The organism is Hyphomicrobium sp. CS1GBMeth3 (assembly GCF_900117455.1).
GTDB lineage: Bacteria > Pseudomonadota > Alphaproteobacteria > Rhizobiales > Hyphomicrobiaceae > Hyphomicrobium_C.
In genome coordinates, this window is record NZ_FPHO01000002.1 from 138,431 (window position 1) to 163,047 (window position 24,617).

A 24,617-nucleotide genomic window follows, 5' to 3' on the forward strand; every position below is an offset into this window, starting at 1 on the left:
CTAGGCGGCCCGTGGTTGACGCGTCTTTCGGATCTATCCTGCGAATGCGTTGCGCAGGGAGCGCAGGGAGGGGAAAAGGCTCGGCGCGCGCTTGTTTGTGCGTCATAAATTTGTCATGTCTGGACTGACGATACGCAGCCCGAGGGATATTGCTATGGCCGGTTCCTCCGTCCAGAGCCTACCGCGTCCGCTCGATGCCGTAACGGCGAGCGCGTGGTGGCCTGTCCGTTCCGATGCTTGGTGGTGTGCAGGCATTCCGTTTGCGATCATCGCCGGCGTCCTGATTATTCACGCCGTCTCACTCGAATTTTATCAGGCCTACGTGCTGCCCGAGGGCTATGGCTTCCTCGAGCTCACGCAGTTCTTTCTTGCCGCTTCGGCGTCGGTGCTCTGCTTCCAGGCTCTCGGCTATCAAGTGGTGAAGGACAGCCGTCTGCTCTGGTTGGCGCTGGTGTTCTTCGGCTTGGCGGCTTTCTATATCGCCGGCGAGGAGCACAGCTGGGGGCAGCACTTCTTTAATTGGAACACGCCCGCGTACTGGGCCGAGATCAACCGGCAGCAGGAAACGAACCTGCACAACCTGTCTCCCTGGTTCAATCAGCGGCCCAAACTTCTCTTCGACGCCGCGATGTTTGGTGGCGGGCTTCTGGTGCCGATAGTCCAGCTCTGGACCGGGCCGTTTCGTAGGCCGCTGCTTGCACTTCTGACGCCGTCGCTCGCCATTGCGCCCGCAGCGGCGATCGCGATCACGTTCAAGCTGGTCGATGATCTCGGCAAGAGCAGCTTCACGAGCGAGGCCCTGTTCACGCGGCCGAGCGAGGTCGTCGAGACGTTCCAGTATCTCTACATGCTGTTCTATGTCGTGATGCTGAGGCGCAGGCTCGCCGCGCTGGACGAAGCGGGCGTGCGGAAGGTCTCGCTTTAAGGCGAAGGCAGCGGCCGCTACACTCGGCCGAGGGGCCCGTAGAGGGCGACCCACGTTCCGAGGTGCCGCATGTCGTTTGACTTCACGTTGCTCATCTGGCTCGCGATCATCGCCATGGTGCTGCAACCGCTGCTCATGGGGCGCTGGTTCGCCGTGCGGCGCGCGCAAGCCATCGGTGCCATCGACAAGGCGCACGGGACGCGCGTCATCACGATGATCCACCGGCAGGAGCAGCGCCGGCTGTTCGGCTTCTCGATCGCGCGTCATATAGACCTCGAGGACGCGCAGACGATCATCGCGGCGATCAAGGAAACGCCTGATCACGTGCCGATCGATCTCATCCTGCATACGCCCGGCGGGCTCGTGCTGGCGGCGATGCAGATTGCGCGTGCGGTGGAGGCGCATCCGGCGAAGGTCACCGTTTACGTGCCGGTGTATGCGATGTCGGGCGGCACGCTGATTGCGCTTGCGGCCGACGAGATCGTGCTCGGTGAGTTTTCGGTGTTGGGGCCGATCGATCCGCAAATCCTGGGTTTGCCGGCGGCGAGCCTGGTCAAGGCGCGCGATTCGAAGCCGGTGTCGGAGGTGTGGGATCTAACGCTGGTGCTCGCGGATGTCAGCGAGAAAGCCCTGGCTCAAGTCAAGCAGGGTGCGGTCGAGCTTTTGACGCCGCGGCTCGATCAGGCGGCGGCGGAGGCAATCGCCGACAAGCTCGCGGGCGGGCATTGGACGCACGACTATGCGCTGACGGCGACCGAGGCTAAGTCGCTCGGTTTGCCGGTCAAGGTCGGTATGCCGCTCGAGGTCATGGACTTGATGAAGCTCTATCCGCAGCCGGTTCAGCAGTCGGGCGTCGAGTTCCTGCCGCTCAACATCCCGCAACGGCGTCCGCGTACGTGAGCGCTCAGCGCACCTGCGAGCGCTTGCTGATGCCGCCCGCGACGGTGCGGTTCGCCGTGCGGCGATCACGTAGCGCGACCCACTTGCGGCAGCTTGGACGCGACAGATCGCACGGCGGACGTGGCTTCGACCGCGACGCACCCGAGGTCGTCGCAACTGCCTGCTCGAACTCGGGGACTTCCGGCAGCAGATGGCGATCCTCCGGGCACATGGCGATGGGCTCGGCCTCGCGCTCGAACATCGTGGCGTCGCGCGTGCGATAGCGGCGGCCGCAAACCGAGATGTGCGGTGGCAATCGGGATCGTTCGAAGGAGTCGTAGCCTCGCTTGAGGTCGCGCCAAAAATCCGTCCACCGGCCTGTGGGTGCCGCAGCCATTTTCTCGTCCGTCATGCGGAACGGGAATACGTGTACGGGGACGTGGGCGGCGCCGGCCTCCAGTGTGGCGGAGACGAGGTCGTAGAGCTCGGCGTTGACGGGATCCGTCATGGCGAAGCAGCCGGATGAATCGCAACCGCCGTGGACGAGGATCGCCGATCCTGTGCGTCCGTTGATGCGATCGAACGGGTTCGGATAGCCGACGTTGAGCGAGCGGCGCCAGCGTCCGCCATGGTGCAGGTGGCGCATGGTGATGCTGTAGAAGCCCTCCGGCGCCTGGCGGTCGCCCTCCCGCAGTTTCGGGCCGATCGTGCCGGACCAGTAACAGATGGGATAGGTCTCGAAGAGGACGTAGGTTCCGCGCCGTTTGGCCCAAACTTCGAGCTGCGAATCCGCTTTGAAGATACGGATCAAGAGCGGAGCGCCGCCGTCTATACCCGCGGCGGCAAGACGCGCGGGCAGAATCGACGTGTCCGGTGTGCCGGGCAGTGGCAGGCTCAGGCGGCCGTTTTTCGCCGCGCGCCAGCGGTCCTGGCGCTGGGCCTCGGTCAAATCCGCCTGCTGCGCGGTGGCCGACAGCGACCATCCGGCGATGGCCGCAGCCAACACCAGGGTCATGGTCAGCAGATCCCGCAAGGTTGCCATGGTTTCCCTTCTCTCGCGTGGCACAGCTTAAGATAGGTTTGCCGAATATGCAGGCGGTATCGGCATCATAAACATCGTCGCGGTGATATTGGGGCAGACTGAGGGGATAGCGAGCCCGGGCGCGGAACCAGGCGAGCGGGGGCGGCGTTTTCTTTGGAATAACAAGGAGGACGTCCCAATGACCTTTGATCCTACGCCCGAAGAGTCGCGCGGCGGCCAGCCGAGCAAGGGCTTCGGCGCCGTCGGCTTGTTCATCGTCGGCCTGGTCATCGTGCTGGCCCTGCTGGTGACGTTGCTGGGTCCTACTGAAACGCAGCAGGCCAACAACGTTCCGGCCTCGCCGCCACCGAACTCGCAGTCTTCGCCGCAAACGGTTCCATAGACGGGGACTTCGCGGCCGAACGCTTAAGGAGGCAGTGACATGCGCGAAGAATTGGTCCGCCACGAGATTCAGCGCGACTTCATGGTGTTCCTTGCGGAAGGCCAGGAGGGAATTGGCTCCGTGCACGATATCGGATCGGAGTCGATCAGCGTCTATGTCGAGAACTTTGGGGAGTTCCTGGTGCCACTGAAGGCAGTGACGTCCGTGCATGACCAGAAGGTGCTGCTCGATCGCGACCAGGTGAGCGAGAAGTTCCTGCGCGCCGTGGCGCACGCGCACGACAACGAGGATCCCAAGGTCGTGGGCTGATCAAGGATCCGGTGGGGCTCCATATAACCAACGGGGCACCCACCGATTTCGGCGGGTGCCCCTTAAACGCGAGCGCCGTTCACGACGCATCGGGCCCACAATGCGCGGGCCTGGCGTTAGGTTCCGGATCAGTGAGGAAATTTTGAATCGTGCTCGCCTTGGTTTGGCACGAGGAGCGTGCGGTTCAGCGCTGCGTCTCGAGAGGGTCTTTCGTAGACACCCGGCATCATGCGCTCATTCGTCGGATGTGGTTCGGGGTTCTTCGACAAAATTACATTGCCGTTTGTTCGCAGCGTAACTGCGTAGCCGCTGGACACGATGAACCCAATGAGATCAGTCGGCCAACTCTTCGATTTGCCGTTCTGCTCTATGATAAGGGCGCGAGGCCAGTTCCTCGTAGGCGTTGTGGTCAGATAAGGCATCAGAGCGTGATGCTCGTATCCCTCGACATCAATCTTCAGGATGTCACATCTCTCCGCGCCATGATCTGAAAGGATGTTGGCTAGAGTCCGCATTTTAACGGTTATCTGTTCGCCGTTCTTTTCGAGTATGGAGCCCACGCCGGGGCCGTCCGGTATGACACCGAAAGACGTCTCACCATCTCGTTCTCCGATGGCCGCTTGAACTGTGACAACATTCGCAAGGCCGTTCAGATCTATGTTCTCACATAGGGCCGAATACACAGATGGGTTGGGTTCCACAGAGATGATACGAACGTCGGGACTGCGCAGCGTCCCAACCCACAAAGTGTAGAATCCGATGTTTGCGCCGATGTCTATGAACACATCGCGAGGGCGGATTTCGAGCTTGAGGAATTCAAGCTCAGCTTTGTTGTAGCGCTCGTCCGCCAGGATGTATTTTAGGCTGGACTTAGGTGGTAATCGCAGCTTTGCCTGCCCGCCCCAGATCTCGCAATCCCGCGGGGTATCGCGTTTCGGAAGAAAAAGCGCTTCGATGAGGGGGCGGATGCTTCCCCGGCCGGCAAACGTATTTCTGGCTAGCAAAATGCCCAATTTTTCGGGGCGGCTAAGCGCGTAGAAGCCAAATGCGTTCATTAAAGTTCTTTGAGTGTGAACAAAAAAAATGGGTGACCGCTGGGGCAGTAAGGATGTCCCCCTTGCGTGTCTGATTATCTTATCTGCAACTTAAAGTTGCGTCGAGTGCTGAGCGTACATCTTCCGCGCCGCCGCAGATCGGCGAGCGTAGGGGTGGTCAGGATCGTCATGGCCAAGTGGGTGACGTCCGCTGCAACGACGAGCGACTGAAGCGCGACGATGTGTGTGAAATTTGGTAGCGGGAGGGCGTCTTTCCTCAGAAGGCGTATTGATATTGCTGGAGAAAATCGTCCACGAGTGACTTTGAAGCATCTACAGTAACCCGTCGGGTTTGTCTTACATTCTGACCCAACTTCGATCCTGCCCTCGTTCCCGAGCGGCAGGGAAGTATGAGGCATTCTTGTCATGGGTGGACCTTGCGTCTGATAGCAGCCTTCATTGCCGGATTAGCCGTTGGTGTGCTCGGCGGTCTGATCGGTCTGGGTGGGGCGGAATTCCGACTTCCACTATTGATCGCGTGGTTTGATTTTCTGCCGCTTCAAGCCGTCATCATCAACAAGGCGATGAGTCTGATCGTGGTCAGCTCCGCTTTGCCCTTCCGGGCGAACACCGTTCCCTTCGGAGAGTTAGCTTCTCACTGGTTCACAATTGCCAATCTCCTCAGCGGCAGCCTGATCGGCGCTTGGGTTGGCGCCGGCTGGGCAATGCGTCTTTCTGCGCAAGCACTCCAACGCACGATCGCAATCATCCTCGTTGTCATCGCAGTGGTTTTGTTTTTGGGACACGACCCTTCGTCACCGGGCGCGGTTGTCACCGGCTCAGTTCAGATTGCAGCAGGCGTTCTCGCAGGGTTTTGGATCGGCGTGGTGGCAGCGTTGCTTGGCGTGGCCGGTGGCGAGCTACTGATCCCGACACTGATCTTGCTTTTCGGCGTCGACGTTAAGTTGGCAGGGAGCCTGTCGCTTGCTGTCAGTCTTCCTACGATGATCGTAGGGTTCGCCCGCTATAGCAGGGACCGCAGTTTCGAGGTGTTGAGGCAGCAATCTGGCTTCGTCGTGGCGATGGCTGCTGGATCAATAGTCGGTAGTTTTGTTGGGGGCCAGCTTCTCGGGATCGTCCCGTCTGCGATCCTTATCCCGTTATTGGTTCTGCTGCTGCTGATCTCCGCCGCAAAGGCTTGGGTGCACGAAAACCGCGAGGACAAAAAATGCTATCAAAAAGTCGGCGGTTGAAGTCGGAAATATCTATATATTTCAAGTTATTAGGACTGGTAGCGGGAGGCGGACTCGAACCGCCGACCTAAGGATTATGAGACCTTCGCTCTAACCACCTGAGCTATCCCGCCGAAAAGTCGTACCTCGTGAGAGGGGCATTGGGCCCCGGGCCGGCAGGCCCGAAGCAAAGAGATCACGTCTATAGGAATCGGTTGAGAGCGCGTCAAGCGTGGTGCTCGTCGCTGCGGCTACTCGGCTGCAATCGGCCTTTCGTCCTCGGCGATCTTCTGGAAGCGCATCATGGTGAAGATGCCCCACGGGCGCAGCGCCTTGCGCTCGGAGAGCACGAGGTTGTCGCAGACCATGACGCGCGACTGGTCGAACACCGAGCGCCAGCCGATGATCTCTGCAAACGGCGCCATGCGCCGCTCGACCCAGCCGCGCACGCCCTCGGTCTGGCTGAAGTGGTTGACCAGCAGAACTTCACCGCCGGGTTTGGTGACGCGCGCCAACTCGCGCATCACGCGCTCGGGGTCCGGCACGACCGTCATGACGAACATCGCTGTCACGATGTCGAAGGAGTTGTCCGGGAAGGTCAGGTCCCCGGCGTCCATCTCATGCAGGCCTTTGACGTGGTCGAGCTTTTCCTTGACGACACGCTCGTGGGCTTTTTCGAGCATCTCGGGCGAGAGGTCGATGCCGACGATTTCGAGGTGATTGCCGTAGTCGCCAAGCGCCAGCCCGGTGCCGACGCCGACCTCCAGAACGCGGCCGTGCTCGAGGCTGGAATTGATGACTTCGGCCGCATGCTTGCGGCCCTCGGTCGAGACGCGGCCGAAGGTGTGATCGTAGATCGGTGCCCAGCGGCGGTAGGCGGTCTTGACGACATCCTCCTCGATGCGCCCGATGCCGACGATGCGGCCGTTCGAGCGCTCAAGATCCTCGACGCGCAAGCGGGGTTTCATTTGAGGTCTCGTAGGTTGCACGCTTTGTTTCTCCCACCGACGTCTTTTAGCGAAGCAGCTCGTGTGTGCCGCAGTTCCCCGAAGCCTGCTTCTGCGCCGTCATGCCGGCGATTCCAGACGCGCCATTTTATCGGCCTTCGTAGCCTGTGCAATCCATCCGCCGCCCAGTACACGAGAATCCGTCGTTCCGTCGGCATAAAGAACGCAGGCCTGCCCTGCGGCGGCGCCATGCTCTCCATCGCGCAGCGTCACGGTCACGGCACCGTCGTCTCCGATGGTGACCGTGGCGGGCTGTGGGGCCTGCGATGAGCGGATCCGCGCGTAGACTTCTGCTCCCCCGCCGGCGACGGCGTCGGCAAGCGTGCCGTCTCCAAGCCAGTTCACGTTTCTAAGAACGAGGGTATGCGTGCGCAAGAAGTCACGTGGTCCCACCACCACCTCGTTGCGCTGGGCGTCGAGGGACAGCACGTAGAGGGGCTCGGCCGACGCGATGCCGAGGCCGCGGCGCTGGCCGATGGTGTAGTTCACGATTCCATCGTGGCGGCCGAGCCGGCGGCCGTCGACGTGAACGATGTCTCCCGCGCGCAGCGCGCCGGGCTTCAGGCGTTCGATCACGTCGCTGTAGCGGCCCTTCTGAACGAAGCAGATGTCCTGGCTATCGGGTTTGTCGGCGACGATGAGCCCAAGATCGCAAGCCAGCGCGCGCACGTCGGGCTTCAGCATGCCGCCGAGGGGAAACCAGAGGCTCGCGAGCTGCTCGCGCGTGGTGGCGAACAGGAAATAGCTCTGGTCGCGTTCGACGTCGCTGGCACGGAACAGGGCAGGGCCATCGCGGCCCTGGCCGCGCTGCACGTAATGGCCGGTGGCGAGCAGATCGGCGCCAAGCTCGCGTGCGGTGCCGAGCAGGTCGTGGAACTTAATGGTCTGATTGCAGGTGACGCAGGGGATCGGGGTTTCGCCCGCGACGTAGCTCTCGGCGAACGACTTCATCACTGCGTCCGAGAAGCGCTTCTCGTAGTCGAGGACGTAGTGGGGGATGTCGAGCTTCTGGGCCACGCGGCGCGCGTCCTGCACGTCCTGCCCGGCGCAGCAGGCGCCCTTGCGGCCGGCCGCCTCGCCGTGGTCGTAGAGCTGCAGCGTGATGCCGATCACCTCGTGCCCGGACTGGGCCAGCAGGCCGGCCACGACAGAGGAATCGACGCCGCCGGACATGGCGACGACGACGCGCTTCTTACGGCCGTCTCCAATCGGAGTTTCGAGGGATGGCGATGCCACGTGCTTTTTGTCTCGTTCGAGCTGGCGTTTAAACAGGCGGTCTCATGCAACGCGGCAGACCGCGGCGCCTTCTTATTACATGATAAAGGGTAGCCCGTGGGCCATGCAAGCCGGGGAGCCTCCCAGGGCCGGAAACCGGGGCTTGGCAGCGTCAACCATAGCGGCGGAGCTTGCGTGATTTTGAGCGCCGCTTTATGCTATTTTTAGTCAATGGCTTAGGCCATGTTTAAGAGAAATAGGTTAGCTTTTCCGGGCTGGTCAGTAGCAGTATTGAGTATCATGACCGAACATCAGATGAGAGCGCGCGTGCGCTACGTCATTGGCCCCGATGGGAGCCCCTTGACGGTTGCCGATCTCCCGCCGCGGGACACGAAACGCTGGGTCATCCGCCGTAAGGCGGAGGTCGTGGCGGCCGTGCGCGGAGGGCTCATTAGCATCGAGGAAGCGTGCGAGCGCTACAAGCTGACAGTGGACGAGTTTCTGTCCTGGCAGCGCTCGATCGACAAGCACGGTCTTCCCGGGCTTAGGGCTACCCGCATCCAAGACTACCGGGGCTGATCGGGCGTCCTTGCGAAAGTCTGCGTGCACCGGCCCATTGCCGGCGCGCAAACTTGGCGTGAAACAAACGGCATGAGGGCCGGCTTTCGCCGGTCTTATTGTTTTTTGTCCTTGTCCTGAATTTCCGGCGCCTGATCTGCTGACCAACCGGCCGTGACCGGGCCTTCGCCGCATCCCTCGACGTCGCGCGACCAGCGCTCGACGTCGGTCTTGAGGTTGGCTGCGAGTGGCTCAGGCAGCCGCACGTTCTCGATCTCGACCTTGGTCCGCCCTTCGGATGGCAGGATCGCGATGCGGTAGGCACGCAGCGCCCGCGGATCCTCGGCCTCGCGGTCGCGCGTCATGATTTTGATCTCAGCGCGTCCGCCTTTCGAAGCTGGCTCCGCCTCGGCGTGATAGATGTATTGCGGTTTCAGCGGGCCTTCGGCGCCGAACCAGCAGGTCAGCACACCGCGCGCGATGCGCGTGTAGACCTCGGTCGGCGTGCCTACAACCAGATCCTGGGGAAGAAGGGATGCCTGAAGCGCCGCCGCGGCGCTCGGAATGCCTTTGTCGGTTGCTCGAATTTCGCTGGCCGGAGGGATGATTGGCGCCGTGCCTGCGCATCCGCCGCCGGCACAGGCCAGCGGTAGCGCGATCGCCAGAAAAATCCGATGCTCGCGGCGCATCCTCTCGCTCCCCTCCGCCGTGCGGGCGGGCGCGCCTGATGGGGAGGCAGACTCGCCGTTTCCCCCGGCCTTGAGCGCTTGGCATGGGAAAGGGGCGAAGGCAAGTCGGTGCTCCGTTGCCGGAGCGCCGGGCGATCAATGCGGTCTTATCTCAGGTCAGCGCAGGGCCAGTCCGGTCGGACGGTCGGGACGCCGGCGGTTGCGCGAGACTTCGCGGGGCTGATCCGTGGACACGCGCTCGAGCTGCTGCTGGGTCGCGTCGTAGTCTTGCTGGGCCGCCTCGAGCTTCGCGCGCAACTCGGCGATCGAGGCGCGAAGATTGTCACGGCGAAGGGCTGCGGATTTGGCGAACGTGGAATAGGCGAAGTGCCTGGCATCCTTGACGCCCGTGCGCTCCTCCTCGGCCTGGATCTGGCGGTCGAGATCACCGGCGATGGTCTCGAACTCGCGGATCATCATTTCCAGATCACTGACCTTGCGGGCTTTTTCATTCAACTCGAAGCGCTTCAGTCTCAGCGCCGTCTCGCGTGCCTTCATCGTACTTACCCCTACTCGAGAACTTCTGGCACTCGCATCTCAAAAAGCGTGCCACTTCACGCCTTTCGAGCTCGAGTTTTACGTTCCGATCGTCCTGTCCGGACCGCTGGCGGCCCGAACGCCGACGCCAGAGCCCGCAACTACATAAGTTTACCCTGCCACACTGATGTTAAGTTGCGGTAAAGCAACGTCTTGGCTATCTTTGCTAAGAATTTACGTTGCCTTACTCTTGTAGTGGGTTTCCTCCTCTAGGGCTAGCGGGCGAATTCTGTTACCTCTTGATTCGTGGTCGTCGGGCGTCGCTGGGGTTTCCAGCCGAAGGTCACCTAGGGGTCGAAGAGATTGCCTGCAAAACCCGGGGTAAGTTGGCGCTCCCAGCCGTTCGGAGCGGGGCGGCCATGTTGTTCCACGTGGGTTAAAATGTGCCAGTGCCCGGTGGTGTGTTTCGAAACGGAAATTAGGGTTTGTTAACCAGTCATGGTTACTTTTGTAATGAGAGTGCGGGCCTGGGTTATCGGCTGGCGGTAGGGTCTGTTAACAAATTGGCGGCGCGCCTTGTGATGGGGCAAGGAAGAGGGAATTGAAATGCGGGTCCTTCTGATCGAGGACGATAGCGCAACAGCGCAGAGCATCGAGCTGATGCTCCAGTCCGAGGGTTTCAACTGCTACACCACGGATCTCGGTGAAGAGGGCGTGGATCTCGGAAAGCTCTACGACTACGACATCATCCTGCTCGACCTCAATCTGCCGGACATGAGCGGCTACGAGGTTCTCAAGATGCTGCGGGTGGCGAAGGTCCAGACGCCCATTCTGATCCTCTCGGGTCTCGCGCAGATCGAGGACAAGGTGCGGGGACTTGGGTTCGGCGCCGACGACTACATGACGAAGCCGTTCCACAAGGATGAGCTCGTCGCACGCATTCACGCCATCGTGCGTCGCTCGAAAGGGCACGCACAGTCGGTTATCGAGACGGGCGACCTCAGGGTCAACCTCGATACCAAGACGGTCGAGGTCAATGGACAGCGCGTTCACCTCACCGGCAAAGAGTACCAGATGCTCGAGCTGCTCTCGCTCAGGAAGGGCACGACGCTTACCAAAGAGATGTTCCTCAATCATCTCTACGGCGGCATGGACGAACCGGAACTCAAGATCATCGACGTGTTCATCTGCAAGCTCAGGAAGAAGCTGCAGGTCGCGACCGGTGGCCAGCATTACATCGAGACGGTCTGGGGGCGCGGCTACGTTCTGCGCAATCCCGGCGAGGACAGCAGCGCTGCTGCCTGAGGCAGAGCAATATGAATCGAATTTCGACGGGGCGCTTTGGCGCCCCGTTTGTTTTTCACGGCCGATGGCGGCCTTGTCCTCGATTTGGTTGCAACTGAGCGCTGTGGAAACGCATCTGTTTTGGCGCGTAGAACGTGCAAAAGGGCAAAATTTTTCAGCTATGATGTCGGTTGGCCGCATCTCCGTCGTTTTTTGCGACGATTGTTGTCACATTCCGACGCCGGACAGCTCATGAAGACGGATACTCTTGAACGTTCGCCGATCTGCTGGTCGGCCCCGGGATGGGGGCGGGCTGGTCTCGTTGCTGTTCTCTCTCTCTCTTCCTCGGCGATGCTACAACTCGATCGGGCTCGTGCGGGAGAGGTGTTGGCGTCGGCCGCACCCGGTAAAGGGTGGGTGGCCGAGGTCGAGTTCGCCGCCGAGCCCGGCTCAGAATCCGACCCATGGCGCGCACGAACCTTCGCACACGGTTTTTCCGATAGCCCGCGGCCGAACCTGCCGGTCGAGACCGTTCCCGTCAGATGGCTCGATGGATTTCAGAAGCAGGCGTCGCACCTTGGCGTGGTTGGAGGTGGGTTTGGCGCAAAGCAAACCGAGGATGCGGATTATACGTTCGGTCTCTCGCGTCTCGTTAAGAGCGTTGCGGTGCGCACCTTTGGCGTCGTGCCGACGCCAGATCACGGCCACGGAGCCCATGTCGTCAGTAGCCTTCCGGCGCCGGAGAAGAAGGCCCCAAGTAATGCCTACAGCATTTTCGCAGGTATGCCGGGGAACGGCGGCGACTTCGGCAGCGTCATCCTCGGAGTCGAGCGGGCGAAGGCGAGCCCGGCCTCGCTGGAGCCGTGCCCGAGCGACATCTGCTTCGGGCGTGAATTGGTAGCGTGGAGCAAGGCGTTGCGGTCCTGCACGCAGGACGTGCGCATTGGGATCATCGATACTTCGTTCGACATTTCCCACCCAGCGTTCAAGAAGCTCAAGGCGATCCGCAAGGAATTCCTCGACGACGTGTATCCTTCGGACGAGGACTGGCACGGCACGGCGATCCTGTCGCTACTTGCGGGTGATCCCGATAGCGGGACGCCGGGGCTCGTCCCGGATGCAACATTCCTGCTCGCGACGGCCTTCCGCAGCGATGCGGCGGGCAACGCGTCGACCGACACCGGCAAGTTGCTCGAAGCCTTGGACTGGCTCGACAAGCTCGACGTCGACATCGTCAACATGAGCTTTGCGGGGCCGCGCGATCCGGCCGTCGCGAAGGCGATCGAGCGCATGAGCCTCAAGGGCGTGGTGTTCGTTGCGGCCGCCGGCAACATGGGGCCGGCCGCCGGAGCAAGCTATCCGGCGGCGTATCCGCATGTGATCGCTGTCACCGCCGTCAATCGCGACGGCGAGAGCTACCGCAATGCCAACCGCGGTGCATATGTCGACATCGCGGCGCCGGGCGTGGACGTGCTGACGGCACTGCCGGGTGCAAAGCAGGGCTTCCAGACGGGGACGTCCTTCGCGGCGCCTTTCGTGACGGCCATCCTCGCCACGCGCATCTCAAGCGGCATCATCGAAGGAACCGAGCAGCATCTGCTGGATCAGCTTCCGGTGCGCGATCTCGGAATATCGGGGCGTGATCCGGTCTACGGCGTGGGGCTCGTGCTGGCGCCGAAACAGTGTCCGAGCAACATGGTCGCGAAGGCGACGGTCTCGAAAAGCGCGTCCAAGTCACGTGCCAAGAAGCTGGCCAATGCCAATGCCACTTCGCGGCCGGCCCGCAATTAGGTTGAGGCCGCGCGCGGCGGGCCTTTCGACACAGCAAGCGTTTCAGGCGAGCTAACGGTTCGGGGTATACGTTGTGCCCGCCGGCGGGGGCGGTTGCCAGCCGTTTGCCAGCAACTCCGCCTCTTCGTCGCGGCCAAAGGCGTCGCCGGCGATGATCGTTTCGGCCAGCGCGTCGATGGCCGGCACCTTGACCGATGTTGCGGTCTGGTAGGGGCCGGAGCTTTGTGGCGTGCTCGGCGTCTCGACATGCAGCGCGAGCCGCCACTGTCCCTCGCCGGTGCGGCAGGCAAGACCCGCAAAATTCGGACCGCTAGCTTCGCCGGTAATGCGGTATTCGCGGCAGATACCTCCGGCCTGGGTGCGGAACGAGAGCACCGGCACGATGGAAACATCGCCCGAGTCTGACGCGGCCGCGACGCGGCTGCGGCGGGTTTCGAGGGTGCGCGCGAGCTTGCCCGACGCCAAAAGCTCGGATCCGGCAACCTGGATCAGCCCCGATGGAGCGCTGAAGCGTCCGACGGCCCAGCCGATCGCCGTGCTCGTGAGGACGAGAGCTATCGCGCCCGCTGCAAAGGCCGGTGTCATGCCCCCGCTCGGCAGGTAGGTCTCCGCCAGATTGCCCACGCCCTCGCGCAAGCGCGCGTAAAGCGAAGGACGACGCGGCTGTGACTCGGCGGGCACTGTCGATGCCCTTGCGATGGCGGCGATCAGGCGGTCCGGCACCGGCTCGTGCAAGGTGTGCTCGAAGACGTAGGCGAGGCGCATCCGGGTCTCGACGAACGGTTCGAGCCGTGCGCGCAAGACAGGATCCTGAGCCAAGACCTGTTCGACTGCCTTTGCCTCATCGGCGGTGAGCTCACCGTCGGCGTAGGCCATCAGCAACTCGTCGGGGACCGTCATCATATCAATGCCCCTGCCCGGACGCCGAGCGAACGGAGGTTGTGGCGCTGTCTGTCAGCGCCGAAAACAGCGCCTGGCGGGCGCGGGAAAGGCGGCTCATAACCGTGCCGATGGGAATGTTGAGGATGCTTGCTGCTTCTTTGTAGGAAATGCCCTCGACGCATACCATGGCCACCAAGACCTGCTGGTCGGGTGGAAGCCGCCCAATACTCTCTACGACAGCGGCAAGGGTGAGGCGGCTTTCGGTAATGTTCCGCCCATCGACGCCCATAAGGTTTTCGGCCTCGTCGAGCTGACGCTCGTCGCGCTGTGCCTTGCGGCCGCGGTGGTTGTCCACCCAAATGTTCTGCGCAATGCGATACATCCAACTATCGAGACTCGTTCCCGGCTTCCACTGGTCCAAGTGTGCGAGCGCACGCTCGCACGTGTCTTGCACGAGGTCGTCCGCCTTGTCCTTGTCGCCCGTCAACGCGAGCGCAAACCTGCGAAGGCGCGGCAGAAGCTGGATCATCCGCGACTGGATTTCATCCACCTCGGCCCCCTCCCGCGACTGTTGGATACAACGCAATTCCCACTTGTTTATTCCCGACAGAGGTGATTTTGGGGCGTGCGTGCCTCGGCGGCGCCCCCCCTTTTGAAGCTGTGCTTTGTCGGGGGCCTTTTCGTAACAACCCGTTAACATCCGGATCTGTCCGGACGTGGTCTTCGGCGGGTCGCTCAGCCCAGCAGTCGGCCCTCGAGCTGGATAATGCAACTGTCGAGATTATGCAGAATCTCGTCGGTTTTATCGAGTTCGCCACGGATGGCGTCGATGTCGGGGAGTGTATCCCCTTTTCTGAATGTGCGAGACACTCTTCTCAGCGTGGCAAACAGTCCACGCCGGCGGGCCTCGCGGGCGGCAGCTTCCTCGGCCCGCTCGACGGTGCGGCGAGCGCTCAGCTCCTGCTTGGCGATCCGCCGCTTCAGGAGCGCGAGCTCTTTCTTCTTGTGTTTCAGTTCTTTAATTGCGGCGCGGGCTTCCGCTTCGGACTTGACCTCGACGCGCACATCCGTCCCCTCAATGCGGGCGAAACGCATCTCTCTCAGCTGCATTCTCTGAAGGCCCTCCCCCGAACGCCGTCCGGTGGACCGTACACTTTACCGAGGTGAACGTCAGCAGGGGGCGGGGTGGCCGCGGGGGACAAAACCTTTTAAGGAATGGCACCCGCAAAGCAAAAGGCAGCGCTCGGCCATGACCACATCGTCTACGGAAACCCTGAGCCTCAGGGCCGCCATCATCCCGGTGACGCCGTTCCAGCAGAACTGCACGCTGATCTGGGACGAGGACAGCAAGGCCGGCGCGGTTATCGACCCTGGCGGAGACCTCGAGAATGTGCGCCGGGCCATCGATGAGCTCGGTGTCAAGGTCGAGAAAATCCTGCTCACGCATGGTCATATCGACCACGCGGGCGGGGCGGCCGAGCTCAAGGAGGCACTTGAGGTGGACGTCGAGGGGCCGCACCCGGCGGACAAGTTCCTGCTCGACAACCTCGCCAAGCAGGGCGAGGCCTACAGCATCCCGGCGCGGCCGGTGACGCCCGATCGCTGGCTCGACGAGGGTGATACGGTCAGCATCGGGGAGCATACGTTCGAAATCCTGCACTGCCCTGGGCATTCGCCGGGTTCAGTGGTGATGGTCAACCGGCCGCACCGCTTGATCGTGATGGGAGACGTGCTGTTCCGCGGCTCGATCGGGCGCACAGATTTCCCGTACGGCGATCATGAGGCGCTGATCACCGCGATTACGAGCAAGCTGTTGCCGCTCGGTGACGATTTCACGTTCATCTGCGGGCACGGACCGGCCAGCACCATCGGCGAGGAGCGGCGCAGCAATCCGTTCCTGCGCGGCTAGCGCCCTGGGTCAAGGTCTAGCGGCGCGACCAGCCGATGCCGAAGTCGAGGCAGCCGAAGATGCCGCACTCGTTGGCTGCGGTGCCGTAGCCGGTCAGGCTGCCGTCGTTCTCGTAGAAGTCCACGGTCTCGACGCGCAGGGTTTCGGAGCAGCTGCGGCGACAGGCGATCCACGTGCCGTTAGGCTTGCGCACCTCGTAGCCGACCCGTGTTTCGCGCACCGGGCCGGAGACCGTGCCGTTGCCGAAACGGCTGACCGCGACGGCAACGTCGCCCTCGGGCGCCCGGCGCAGGAAGCGGCCGGCGTCTGCGGGCAGGCTCGCCAACACCGAAAGGGGGCCGGCGCCCATCACAAAGAGGGCGAGGGCAGCGAAGGGGGTGCGGCGAAGCATCGTTGGCTTTCTCCCTTGTTTGGCGGATCAGCCGCTCTTGGCGAACTGCAGTTTGACGCCCGTGAAGCCAGGCCCGCCCGTGGAAATGGATACGGTTTGACGCGAACCCGTCATGGTGACGCTCATCGAGCCGGCGAGGGCTCCCGAAAATGTCAGGCTGAAGCCGTTTCCGGTCTGTCGGCCCGAAACATTGCCGGTTTGATTGAACTCGCGCTCCTCCCAGGTGCCGGTGATGCCTTTGCCGGCGCTCCTCAGGTTGGCGCGCATGTGAATCTTGAACGAAGCATTGCTGCAGTTGATGGCCATGCCAAGGCTGTTGCTCTGTTTGGCATTGTAGTAGCCACGGCATCTCAGACGTTCCGTCGTGCCGTTGGTGAGGCGGACGCTCCCGGTACCGGACCAGGCGCCGTCCAGGGCAGAGAAAGTGCCTTCAAGGGCCCCCGCCGGGGTCGCCAGCGTGAGCACCGCCCCGACGAGGGCGGCAGAGCAAGTCCGTTTCACGTTTGCCTCCAAAGGGATGAGACGGTCAGTTTTGGCACCGCGATCCGAATAGAACATTAGCATTGACCCATGAATTTGCGATGCTTCCCGGGCAACAGTCCGGCGCGATGGCGGTGTATGTATCGCTGCGCAGGCGGTTTACCACCATTGTTTGTCTGCGGACTGTCCGTCTCTGATTTCGGACTGTTTTGCAAGCGATTTACGGGCCGATGCGCGAGGCGCGCCGGCGGGCGCGGTTGCCACGGCTTCCCGGACGCGATGCCAAACGTCCCAATTCGGCGCTTGCAAGAGGCGCCGCGGCAGGTATGGTCTCCCGCAAGAAACGATATAACGTTTTATGGAGGAACGACGATGCGCTCGGGAGCTATGGGGCGTGCGGTTGCGGTTATTGCAGGAGTGCTCGCGCTCGACGGGCCTGCGCTCGCGGACGAGGCCAGCCTTCCGGAGCGCAAGGCCGGTCTCTGGGAGCTGCATACGGTGATGGATGAGGGGCTCGGCCCGAAGGATCAGACGCTCAAGATGTGCGTCGATGCCGAGATGGAGCACAACACCGTCAAAGCGAGCAGTGTCGAGCACGCCAACCAGTGCACGAAGTACGAGGTCAAGCGCGAGGGTGAAAAGACGGTCGTCGACATGTCGTGCCAGTTTGCGAGCCGGCACGTGAAGAGCCGCACGGAGATGACCGGCGATTTCAAGTCGGCGTTGCTGGTCAAGATCGATAGCACGACCTCCGGCGATCACAACGGTCAGACGGTGGCGGTGAAGCGCACGATCACGCAGATAGGCAAATATCTCGGGGAGAGCTGCGGCGAGCTTGTTGGTGGCGAGGCCATGGGCTCGGATGGCAGCCGCGTGATGGTGCAGTAGCGCGCCCTATCGCTTTTTGTCGCCGATCACGAAAACAGCCGCGATTCCCGCCGCTGTTTTGCATTGTTCCGACGCTCGGTTCAGCATCCTCGGCGGATGACACAGCGCCGATAGGCGCGAGTGGTCCAACCGAACTGGGCGGCACAGCTACGGCGTACGTGTGAGCAGCGCCCAAAACGATGGGGGCCATGCCAGCGGTGATGGCGGTGCCAGCGGCGGTGGCGCACCTCGTCGAGTAGCGAACCGGCCGCGAGCTGGGATTGGACTGCCTTGCCGGCCGCCGGAAGTGCCGCTGAGCTAGCTGTATGGGGGGCGAGTGCCGCTCCGGCTGCAATGGCCGCGGCGACGGCGAGAGCTTTCCAACGCATCCTTCACTCTCCTTTTTTCTGAGGTTATTTCTGAGGCCCAGGCGTGAACCATGGACGCGGGCACGTCCATTTTTTAACGTAAGCCGTATCCTGCTGGAATTGAGGGTCCCTCGGTAGTCTTCCGCCTGCTTTCTCGGTGACGAGGTAAAATTTTTGTTTGAGGTGTCGGCTGCTCTGCGCGGCGTCCGTCTTTCAGACGAAGCGCGTCAGGAGCATGCCCATGGCGACCATCCAAAAGATCACCCCGCACCTTTGGTTCAACGGTAATGCCGAAGAGGCCGTGAATTTCTATGTTTCGCTGTTCGACAATTCGCGCATCGTCAGTGTGTCCCGCTACGGCAAATCGGGACCGGGGCCAGAGGGCGCCGTCCTGGTCATCGGGTTCGAACTTGCCGGACAACGTTTCGCCGCCATCAATGCCGGTCCGGAGTTCAAATTCACCGAGGCCGTCTCGTTCTTCGTCGGCTGCGACTCACAGGCGGAGATCGACACGTTGTGGGCCAAGCTCACGGCGGATGGCGGCCGAGAGCAACCGTGCGGCTGGCTCAAGGACCGTTACGGCCTTTCGTGGCAGATCAACTCGACCGAACTGCCCGGGCTCATGACAGGCGATCCAGAGGCTGCCGACCGCGTCATGGCCGCGGTGCTGCAGATGAAAAAGGTCGATATCGCACGCCTCAAGGAGGCGCACAGGGGATGAGGGCGACGATCAGGCGCTCGGCGCCTTTTCGCTAGGGGCTTCGGCGGATGGCGGCGCTTTGCCGGCGGCGTCGCGTTTCAGGGCGTAGTCGTTGCGTACGCGCGAGAACTTCCCCGATGGGCCGCGCGGCAACTCCGAGACAACCTCGATCTCGATGTCGATCATGGAGTCGAGCCCTTCGGTGCGTACGTGCTCGATAAGCATGGACCGGATGCGGTCGGTGGATAGAGTGCGGCCCGGCAGCGGGACGAGGCGCACTACGAAGTGGCGCGGGCCGGTTTGCACGATCTGGTGCTCGGCGAGATCCAGCACGTGGTGCAGCGGCGCCAAGAATATGTAGTACGGCACCTCGCGCCGCTCTCCATTCTCCTCGACCCAGAGCTTGTCCTTGGTGCGGCCCGCAATGCTCGCGACGTGCGGCAATGGGCTGCCGCACGGGCACGGCTCGGCGCTCATCGTCACGCGGTCGTCAACCTCGTAGCGAATGATCGGCTGCACATGATTGTAGAGATTGGTGACGAGAACCTTGCTGCCTTCCACGCCCGGCGGCACGGGTCGATTGTCGGCGTCGACGACCTCCAGTATGGCGAGGTCTGCGTTGACGTGGGAGCCGCGTCCGGCGATGCAACCGGAGGTCAGCACCATGCATTCTCCCATCGCGTATTCGTCCGCTACGTGTACGCCGAAGATGCGCTCGAGTTCTGCGGCTGCGTCATCGGTCATGGGCTCGGCGACGTTGGTGATCTGCTTCAGGCAGCCGAGTGCGCTAAGGTTCATGCGGCCCGAAGCCTCCTCGCGGCCCAGGGCCTCAAGTGCGCTCGCATAGCCGGTGATGTAGTCGGGTCGAAAGCTCTCGAGCAAGCGGGCATTGTGGCTGACCGGGTCGGAGTGTGAGAGGCGAAGGACCTTGAACGCGGGGGCGAGGAAGCGGGGCAGATAGGCGAACGCGGCAGCGCTTGGGTAGAAGCCGGGCTTGATGGTGAAAACGGCCATGCGTGCGGGCTTGAAAAGGCGGCCAAGGTGGGGAAGAAGGCGTCGCTTGAGCTTGGTTGCGCGCGCGAATTGCACCGCGAAGACGAGCGCGAGGGCGTCCTGATCCTGGACGATGAGAGCCGGTTGGCCTTGGCTTCCCGACGTGTGGCTGACTCCGTAACGGCCGAGGTACAGTTTGCCGAGGTTGCTCAGGTCGTCGACGAAAGCGCTGAGCTCGGCCTTCTTGAGGCGCGGATCGGTCACGAGCTCATCATAATGCTCCATCATCTCGGCTTTAGTGAGGATGGGCAGGTTCTCGATCGCGCAGCGTGTGATGTCGATGCCCGATAAGCGACGGCGGTAATAGGGAGAGTGCGCTACCGCGTGCGCCAGCAGGGCGCGCAGCCGCTTCTCCTGCTTCGCTTTGATCTTCTCCTTGTCCAGCCAGAACGGGTACAGGCGCTGGAGGGTCGCTGCGAAGCGTAAGGCACCGAACATTCACATCTCCCCGGACAAGCCGCTCTCGGACATTATGGGTGAAGTCCGCGAAGACGGTTACGGTTTCATTTTGGTGTGCACGATTTCGAGAGCAAGTGGTTCGATCGCAAGGTCTGACGCGGCTCGCATACGCAAGAGCGTGGTCATCGTGCCGATGCACGAATGTCGCCGCGTTCCGACTACAGGCTGATCGGTTTCGAGGCCAGTCGCTCACGCTTTGGGCACATCGGACTGCCGGTCTCGCGCGATTTCCCTAATATTTCCGGCCTTTGACATGGCACGGCGCTTGCTCTTTAGTATTACGAAGTTTGATATTCGTAATATTGGGTGCCCATGCTGTGGTCTGAGCGTGCTTGGTCTGAGCTTCCCGAGATCCTCTCGGCGGTAGAGGGTGCTGCCATTCTTCCCGTCGGCGCGACCGAGCAGCACGGCCCGCATCTCGGGTGCGGGATGGATTGGGTGCTCGCCGATCGGCTGTGTGCGGAGGTTGCGCGGCGTACGCGTGTTCCGATGCTGCCGGCGATGCCTTATGGCTGCTCGTTGGGCCATAGCCGGCGCTGGCCTGGCACGATCGCGCTTCAGCCGACAACGCTGATCCATCTGGTGAAAGAGATCGGCGACTGGGCGTATCACAGCGGCGTCAGGCGGCTGTTCATTGTCAACACGCATGTGACCAACGCGGCGCCGCTGCGCGCGGCGCTCGAGATGCTGCGTGCCGAGCACGACGACCTCATGGTGGCCGTCATCAATTCGGCGCTGATCAGCGCGCGCGTGCGGGCTGCCCATTTCGCTGACGGCGAGGATTGGCACGCGAACGCCGCTGAGACGGCGCTGATGCTCGCTGTCGCGCCCGAGATCGTACGCGAGGCGTTGATCGCGTCCGCCGACGATCCCGACCGCACGCAAGGGCTCGTTTTCGCGCATCCCGTCAATCGGACCAGCCGGAACGGCGTCACTGGATTTCCAAGCCGTGCCACGCGGGCACAGGGCGAGGAGCTGTTCGCGTGGATGGTGGAGGATCTGTCCGAGATCGTGCTGCGCGGAATCAAGGAGACGCCGCCGCTCGATGCCTCGTACTTCGACAAGGCGACGGACTGATCGGGATTTTCAGGGAGGGACATTGCCCATGGGCGATATCGTGCTCGACGCCGGCGAGACGGCGCGGATTGACGAAACCTACCGGCGGCTCAAAGCGCAGGGTGTCCGGTACTGCATCGGTGCTTACGTCGATATCCACGGTGCGCAAAAGGGCAAGGTGGTGCCGCTCGAGCATCTGGCGCACATGGCGGGCGGGTCGGAGCTTTACACCGGCTATGCACTCGATGGGCTCGGGCAGGAGCCGCATGAGGATGAGTTCGCCTCGGTGCCGGATCTCGGCCACGTCATCCAGCTTCCGTGGGAGCCGAAGCTCGCCTGGATGCCCGCGGATCTCCGTTTTCACGACAAGCCCTATCCACTCAGCACGCGCGTGGCGCTCAAGGCGCAACTCGCCAAGGCGGCGGAGATGGGGTTCGGGTTCAACCTCGGCATCGAGTGCGAGATCTTCCTCTTGCGCAAGAATGTGGATGGCACGCTCTCGATCCCCGACCCCGATGATAAGCTCGGAAAGCCCTGCTACGACGTTCAGGGCTTCGTGAATGCGTTCCCGTGGCTCGACAAGATGGCGAGTGCCATCAACGGTCTCGGCTGGGACCTCTACTCGTTCGATCACGAGGACGCCAACGGGCAGTTCGAGTTCGACTTCACCTTTGCCGATGCTCTGACGACTTGCGATAGGCTGACCTTCTTCCGCTTCATGGCCAAGCACTATGCCAAGGAGGAGGGATTGATTGCGACGATGATGCCGAAGCCATTTTCGAACCGCACGGGAAATGGCGCGCATTTCAACATGTCACTGCGCGACCTCGAAACGGGACGCAACGTATTCGCCTGCAAACCTTCCGAAGATCCACGAGGGCTTGGCCTGACGGAGACCGGATATCATTTCATCGGCGGCATCCTGCGGCACGGGCGGGCGCTGTGCGCGGCGTTCGCGCCGACGGTTAACAGCTACAAGCGGCTGGTTCGGCAGGGCGCGATGGGCACGTTCAGCTGGGCGCCGGTGTTCAACTCTTATGGATCCAACAACCGCACCAATTCGGTGCGCGTGCCGATGGGCGGCGGACGCTGCGAGTCCCGCAACGCCGACGGCTCGGTCAATCCGTATCTGGCGGCCACGCTGGCACTCGCGGCAGGCCTTGAGGGCATCCGCGACAAGATCGACCCCGGCTATCCGAACGAGGACAACCTGTATGAGCTTTCGGAAGCGGCGCGCCGGGGTCGCGGTATCGATTTCCTGCCGCAGAACCTGCACGAAGCGATAGCCGCGTTCGCCGACGATCCGTTCGTCGAGGAGACTCTGGGGCGCGCGCTTCGCGACGAGTTCATCCGCTACAAGGCGGCGGAGTGGGAGAGCTACCATCTCTCGATCAGCCCATGGGAGATCGAGCGCTACAGTCATTTGTTCTAGGAGGCATCATGGCGCGCGGAGACGGCACCTCCGGCAATCTTGTCGCGCGCATGAGCGTGTCGCTGCCGGAACACCTGCTGGTGGCGCTCGACAGCATGGTCGAGGCGCGCGGTTTCGCCAGCCGCTCGCAGGCGATCAGCGACATGTTGCATCAATCGCTGCTCGAGCATCAGCGCGAGTACGGGCATGATGTCACGGTCGGTACGATCACGCTGTTCTACGACAATTCGGTTACGGGACTGCAGAAGAAGCTTGCGGATCTGCAAGCCGAGAACATCGACGAGGTGATCAGCTCCCTGCACGTGCATCTGATGGGAAACCAAACCCTCGAGGTCATCCTTGTGCAGGGGCCGCCGGCGGATCTGCAGCGCATCGCCGATGAGATGATCACACTCCGCGGTGTCATCTCCGGGCGCATGGAGCTTATTGCGGCCATCATTCCGCAACTGCATCCCTTGCCGAAAGAGCGGACAAAGCGGAAACATGCGACAAAGCGGGACCGGAAATCGGTCTAGGCCGAGTTGCGCTGTGTGGACGGCGCCCCTACATGGCCAGCCGGGGCCATCAACATGGGGTTACGAGCCATGAGCACGCTTTCTGCACAGTCTTCCGGACAATTTTCGATAGGCGGCGATCTGCCTGTCTATCGCTTGGGCTTTGGCGCCATGCGCGTCACAGGCGACGGTATCTGGGGCGAGCCTGCCGATCCGGCCGAGGCGAAGCGCACGCTCGCGCGCCTGCCGGAGCTTGGCATCAACTTCATCGATACTGCGGACAGCTATGGGCCGGAGGTCAGCGAGCGGCTGATCAATGAGGTGCTGCATCCGTACAAGGGTCTGGTCATTGCCACGAAGGGCGGCCTGACGCGGCCGGGCCCGAGCCAGTGGGTGCCGAATGGACGGCCTGAGTATCTGCGTCAGCAGGTGACCAGCAGCCTGAAGCGTCTCGGCGTCGAGCGCATCGATCTGTGGCAGCTGCATCGTATCGATCCCAAGGTGCCCCAGGCCGATCAGTTCGAGGTCATCGCGGCGATGCAGAAGGAAGGACTGATCCGCCACATCGGTCTCAGCGAGGTCAGCGTCGCGGACATCAAAGCGGCGCAGAAGGTGTTCACGGTCGTGACCGTGCAGAACGAATACAATCTCGCCAACCGCAAAAGCGAGGACGTGCTCGACTATTGTGAGGCGCAGGGGATCGGCTTCATTCCTTGGTTTCCGCTTGCCGCCGGCTCGCTCGCCAAGCCGGGCTCTGTGCTGGACAGCATCGCCAAGCGGCATGGCGCGTCGCCGAGCCAGATCGCACTCGTATGGCTTCTCCGCCGCAGCCCCGTGATGCTGCCGATCCCGGGCACGGGCAAGGTCAAGCATCTCGAGCAGAACGTTGCTGCGGCGGACATCAAGTTGAGCGACGCCGATTTCGAGGAGCTCACCGCGCTGTCGCGATTGGCGGCCAATGAGAACGCTTAGTCCAGGCTGCTACGCGCGGGAGATGGCGTGACAGTTCGTGATATTGGCCGGCGCCGCAGAAGCAGCGCCGGCCGGGAGCGCTAGGCGGCGAGGGCAGCGCGGTCGTGCTTGCCTTCCTCGACCTCCTCGATGATCTTGGCGACGAAAGCGTCGAGGTCGCCGGGGTTACGGCTCGTGACGATGCCTTGGTCGGTTACGACGGGCTCGTCACGCCAATCCGCGCCAGCGTTGGTCATGTCGGTCTTGATCGTGGTGTACGATGTCATTTTGCGGCCGCGCACGGCGTTGGCTTCGATCAACAGCCACGGCGCATGGCAGATGGCGGCGACCGGTTTTCCTGATTCAACGAACGCTTTGATCAGCTGCATGGCTTCGGCATTGCCGCGCAGACTGTCCGGGTTCATCTGGCCGCCGGGGAGCACGAGCGCGTCGTAGAAGCTCTCGGAGGCATCGGCCAGCTCGCGATCAATCGGCACGCCGGTGCCCCAGTCCTTATTTTTCCAGCCCCGGATTTCGTTCTTGTCCTTGCGCTCCTTCGGCGCCGTGACATGGACCAGCGCGCCGGCTGCTTTCAGCTTTTCGCGCGGGACCTCCAGCTCGGACTGCTCGAAGCCGTCGGTGGCGAGGATCAAGATCTTCGCTTTCGATATTTTCGGCATCAGGGCCTCCTTGTCATTACTCTTGGGGACCT

General features: G+C 62.3%; 28 protein-coding genes and 1 tRNA gene. 15 read left to right on the forward strand and 14 right to left on the reverse strand.

Translation table 11 applies throughout. From position 1 onward, the window contains the following. The first annotated feature begins 154 nt into the window (after positions 1-154). Both CS1GBM3_RS00750 and CS1GBM3_RS00755 read left to right on the forward strand, forming a co-directional pair. Positions 155-925, forward strand: coding sequence for a hypothetical protein (locus CS1GBM3_RS00750; RefSeq protein WP_072390044.1), 771 nt, complete (start codon positions 155-157; stop codon positions 923-925). A 69-nt stretch (positions 926-994) separates the two neighbouring features. Then, entirely contained in the window at positions 995-1,825 is an 831-nt protein-coding gene (locus tag CS1GBM3_RS00755; RefSeq protein ID WP_072390047.1) for an SDH family Clp fold serine proteinase, read from the forward strand. Positions 1,826-1,829: 4 nt separating this feature from the next. Here CS1GBM3_RS00755 and CS1GBM3_RS00760 read toward each other — a convergent pair whose 3' ends face one another. Next, positions 1,830-2,846 (reverse strand): L,D-transpeptidase family protein, encoded by a 1,017-nt coding sequence (locus CS1GBM3_RS00760; RefSeq protein WP_072390050.1) that lies wholly within the window; start codon positions 2,844-2,846, stop codon positions 1,830-1,832. Positions 2,847-3,024: 178 nt separating this feature from the next. Between CS1GBM3_RS00760 and CS1GBM3_RS00765 the strand changes: the two genes are divergently transcribed. Beyond that, the gene (locus CS1GBM3_RS00765) at positions 3,025-3,228 is read left to right on the forward strand and encodes a hypothetical protein (protein ID WP_072390053.1); all 204 of its coding nucleotides are present in this window, start codon (positions 3,025-3,027) and stop codon (positions 3,226-3,228) included. 39 nt (positions 3,229-3,267) lie between these two features. Further along, positions 3,268-3,537 carry a hypothetical protein gene (locus CS1GBM3_RS00770; RefSeq protein ID WP_072390056.1) on the forward strand — a complete coding sequence of 90 codons (270 nt, stop codon included), beginning with the start codon at positions 3,268-3,270 and terminating at the stop codon, positions 3,535-3,537. Positions 3,538-3,665: 128 nt separating this feature from the next. Here CS1GBM3_RS00770 and CS1GBM3_RS00775 read toward each other — a convergent pair whose 3' ends face one another. Next, on the reverse strand, positions 3,666-4,592 hold the full coding sequence (locus CS1GBM3_RS00775) for an FkbM family methyltransferase (RefSeq protein ID WP_072390059.1): 927 nt from the start codon (positions 4,590-4,592) through the stop codon (positions 3,666-3,668). 416 nt (positions 4,593-5,008) lie between these two features. Here CS1GBM3_RS00775 and CS1GBM3_RS00780 point away from each other — a divergent pair, with 416 nt between their 5' ends. Further along, complete coding sequence (locus CS1GBM3_RS00780) at positions 5,009-5,824, forward strand: sulfite exporter TauE/SafE family protein (protein WP_244534512.1); 816 nt, start codon at positions 5,009-5,011, stop codon at positions 5,822-5,824. A 36-nt stretch (positions 5,825-5,860) separates the two neighbouring features. Here the strand turns inward: CS1GBM3_RS00780 and CS1GBM3_RS00785 are convergent. The 3 genes from CS1GBM3_RS00785 to mnmA all read right to left on the reverse strand — a co-directional run bounded on the left by CS1GBM3_RS00785 (position 5,861) and on the right by mnmA (position 8,046). Further along, a tRNA-Met gene (locus CS1GBM3_RS00785) sits at positions 5,861-5,937 on the reverse strand. Between the two features lie 117 nt (positions 5,938-6,054). Further along, positions 6,055-6,771: a class I SAM-dependent methyltransferase gene (locus CS1GBM3_RS00790; RefSeq protein ID WP_083566928.1), complete on the reverse strand. Its 717-nt coding sequence runs from the start codon at positions 6,769-6,771 to the stop codon at positions 6,055-6,057. 99 nt (positions 6,772-6,870) lie between these two features. After that, on the reverse strand, positions 6,871-8,046 hold the full coding sequence (gene mnmA / locus CS1GBM3_RS00795; protein ID WP_072390065.1) for a tRNA 2-thiouridine(34) synthase MnmA: 1,176 nt from the start codon (positions 8,044-8,046) through the stop codon (positions 6,871-6,873). Positions 8,047-8,325: 279 nt separating this feature from the next. Between mnmA and CS1GBM3_RS00800 the strand changes: the two genes are divergently transcribed. After that, a complete protein-coding gene (locus CS1GBM3_RS00800; RefSeq protein WP_023787187.1) occupies positions 8,326-8,604 on the forward strand; it encodes a CtrA inhibitor SciP in 279 nt (92 codons plus the stop codon). 95 nt (positions 8,605-8,699) lie between these two features. Here the strand turns inward: CS1GBM3_RS00800 and CS1GBM3_RS00805 are convergent, their stop codons facing one another. Next, a complete protein-coding gene (locus CS1GBM3_RS00805; protein WP_072390068.1) occupies positions 8,700-9,272 on the reverse strand; it encodes a hypothetical protein in 573 nt (190 codons plus the stop codon). A 156-nt stretch (positions 9,273-9,428) separates the two neighbouring features. Beyond that, positions 9,429-9,809, reverse strand: coding sequence for a flagellar export protein FliJ (locus CS1GBM3_RS00810; protein WP_072390071.1), 381 nt, complete (start codon positions 9,807-9,809; stop codon positions 9,429-9,431). Positions 9,810-10,394: 585 nt separating this feature from the next. Between CS1GBM3_RS00810 and CS1GBM3_RS00815 the strand changes: the two genes are divergently transcribed. After that, positions 10,395-11,093, forward strand: coding sequence for a response regulator transcription factor CtrA (locus CS1GBM3_RS00815; RefSeq protein WP_072390074.1), 699 nt, complete (start codon positions 10,395-10,397; stop codon positions 11,091-11,093). A 231-nt stretch (positions 11,094-11,324) separates the two neighbouring features. Next, positions 11,325-12,863, forward strand: a complete 1,539-nt coding sequence (locus CS1GBM3_RS00820; RefSeq protein ID WP_083566929.1) for a S8 family serine peptidase — start codon at positions 11,325-11,327, stop codon at positions 12,861-12,863. A 51-nt stretch (positions 12,864-12,914) separates the two neighbouring features. Here CS1GBM3_RS00820 and CS1GBM3_RS00825 read toward each other — a convergent pair whose 3' ends face one another. The 3 genes from CS1GBM3_RS00825 to CS1GBM3_RS00835 form a co-directional block, all read right to left on the reverse strand. Continuing rightward, positions 12,915-13,766 carry an anti-sigma factor family protein gene (locus CS1GBM3_RS00825; RefSeq protein WP_072390080.1) on the reverse strand — a complete coding sequence of 284 codons (852 nt, stop codon included), beginning with the start codon at positions 13,764-13,766 and terminating at the stop codon, positions 12,915-12,917. Position 13,767: 1 nt separating this feature from the next. Next, entirely contained in the window at positions 13,768-14,295 is a 528-nt protein-coding gene (locus CS1GBM3_RS00830; protein ID WP_083566930.1) for an RNA polymerase sigma factor, read from the reverse strand. Between the two features lie 185 nt (positions 14,296-14,480). After that, positions 14,481-14,840 (reverse strand): hypothetical protein, encoded by a 360-nt coding sequence (locus CS1GBM3_RS00835; RefSeq protein WP_139247714.1) that lies wholly within the window; start codon positions 14,838-14,840, stop codon positions 14,481-14,483. A gap of 154 nt (positions 14,841-14,994) precedes the next feature. On the opposite strand from CS1GBM3_RS00835, the gene CS1GBM3_RS00840 reads away from it, so the two are divergent. Next, the gene (locus CS1GBM3_RS00840; protein ID WP_072390089.1) at positions 14,995-15,654 is read left to right on the forward strand and encodes an MBL fold metallo-hydrolase; all 660 of its coding nucleotides are present in this window, start codon (positions 14,995-14,997) and stop codon (positions 15,652-15,654) included. A 16-nt stretch (positions 15,655-15,670) separates the two neighbouring features. On the opposite strand, the gene CS1GBM3_RS00845 is transcribed toward CS1GBM3_RS00840, so the two are convergent. After that, the gene (locus CS1GBM3_RS00845; RefSeq protein WP_139247715.1) at positions 15,671-16,045 is read right to left on the reverse strand and encodes a hypothetical protein; all 375 of its coding nucleotides are present in this window, start codon (positions 16,043-16,045) and stop codon (positions 15,671-15,673) included. A 27-nt stretch (positions 16,046-16,072) separates the two neighbouring features. Next, on the reverse strand, positions 16,073-16,546 hold the full coding sequence (locus CS1GBM3_RS00850; protein ID WP_139247716.1) for a hypothetical protein: 474 nt from the start codon (positions 16,544-16,546) through the stop codon (positions 16,073-16,075). 351 nt (positions 16,547-16,897) lie between these two features. On the opposite strand from CS1GBM3_RS00850, the gene CS1GBM3_RS19690 reads away from it, so the two are divergent. Both CS1GBM3_RS19690 and CS1GBM3_RS00860 read left to right on the forward strand, forming a co-directional pair. Continuing rightward, positions 16,898-17,413, forward strand: coding sequence for a DUF3617 domain-containing protein (locus CS1GBM3_RS19690; RefSeq protein ID WP_171946401.1), 516 nt, complete (start codon positions 16,898-16,900; stop codon positions 17,411-17,413). A 588-nt stretch (positions 17,414-18,001) separates the two neighbouring features. Then, a complete protein-coding gene (locus CS1GBM3_RS00860; protein WP_348533594.1) occupies positions 18,002-18,481 on the forward strand; it encodes a VOC family protein in 480 nt (159 codons plus the stop codon). Positions 18,482-18,490: 9 nt separating this feature from the next. Here the strand turns inward: CS1GBM3_RS00860 and CS1GBM3_RS00865 are convergent, their stop codons facing one another. Further along, a complete protein-coding gene (locus CS1GBM3_RS00865; RefSeq protein ID WP_072390095.1) occupies positions 18,491-19,951 on the reverse strand; it encodes a phenylacetate--CoA ligase family protein in 1,461 nt (486 codons plus the stop codon). 333 nt (positions 19,952-20,284) lie between these two features. On the opposite strand from CS1GBM3_RS00865, the gene CS1GBM3_RS00870 reads away from it, so the two are divergent. The 4 genes from CS1GBM3_RS00870 (at position 20,285) to CS1GBM3_RS00885 (ending at position 23,926) form a co-directional block, all read left to right on the forward strand. Then, positions 20,285-21,049 carry a creatininase family protein gene (locus CS1GBM3_RS00870; protein ID WP_072390098.1) on the forward strand — a complete coding sequence of 255 codons (765 nt, stop codon included), beginning with the start codon at positions 20,285-20,287 and terminating at the stop codon, positions 21,047-21,049. Between the two features lie 28 nt (positions 21,050-21,077). Beyond that, complete coding sequence (gene glnT / locus CS1GBM3_RS00875) at positions 21,078-22,460, forward strand: type III glutamate--ammonia ligase (protein ID WP_072390101.1); 1,383 nt, start codon at positions 21,078-21,080, stop codon at positions 22,458-22,460. 8 nt (positions 22,461-22,468) lie between these two features. Further along, on the forward strand, positions 22,469-22,975 hold the full coding sequence (gene nikR / locus CS1GBM3_RS00880) for a nickel-responsive transcriptional regulator NikR (RefSeq protein ID WP_072390104.1): 507 nt from the start codon (positions 22,469-22,471) through the stop codon (positions 22,973-22,975). Positions 22,976-23,044: 69 nt separating this feature from the next. Then, on the forward strand, positions 23,045-23,926 hold the full coding sequence (locus CS1GBM3_RS00885; RefSeq protein WP_072390106.1) for an aldo/keto reductase: 882 nt from the start codon (positions 23,045-23,047) through the stop codon (positions 23,924-23,926). A gap of 80 nt (positions 23,927-24,006) precedes the next feature. Here the strand turns inward: CS1GBM3_RS00885 and CS1GBM3_RS00890 are convergent, their stop codons facing one another. After that, the gene (locus tag CS1GBM3_RS00890; protein WP_072390109.1) at positions 24,007-24,585 is read right to left on the reverse strand and encodes a type 1 glutamine amidotransferase domain-containing protein; all 579 of its coding nucleotides are present in this window, start codon (positions 24,583-24,585) and stop codon (positions 24,007-24,009) included. Positions 24,586-24,617 lie beyond the last annotated feature (32 nt).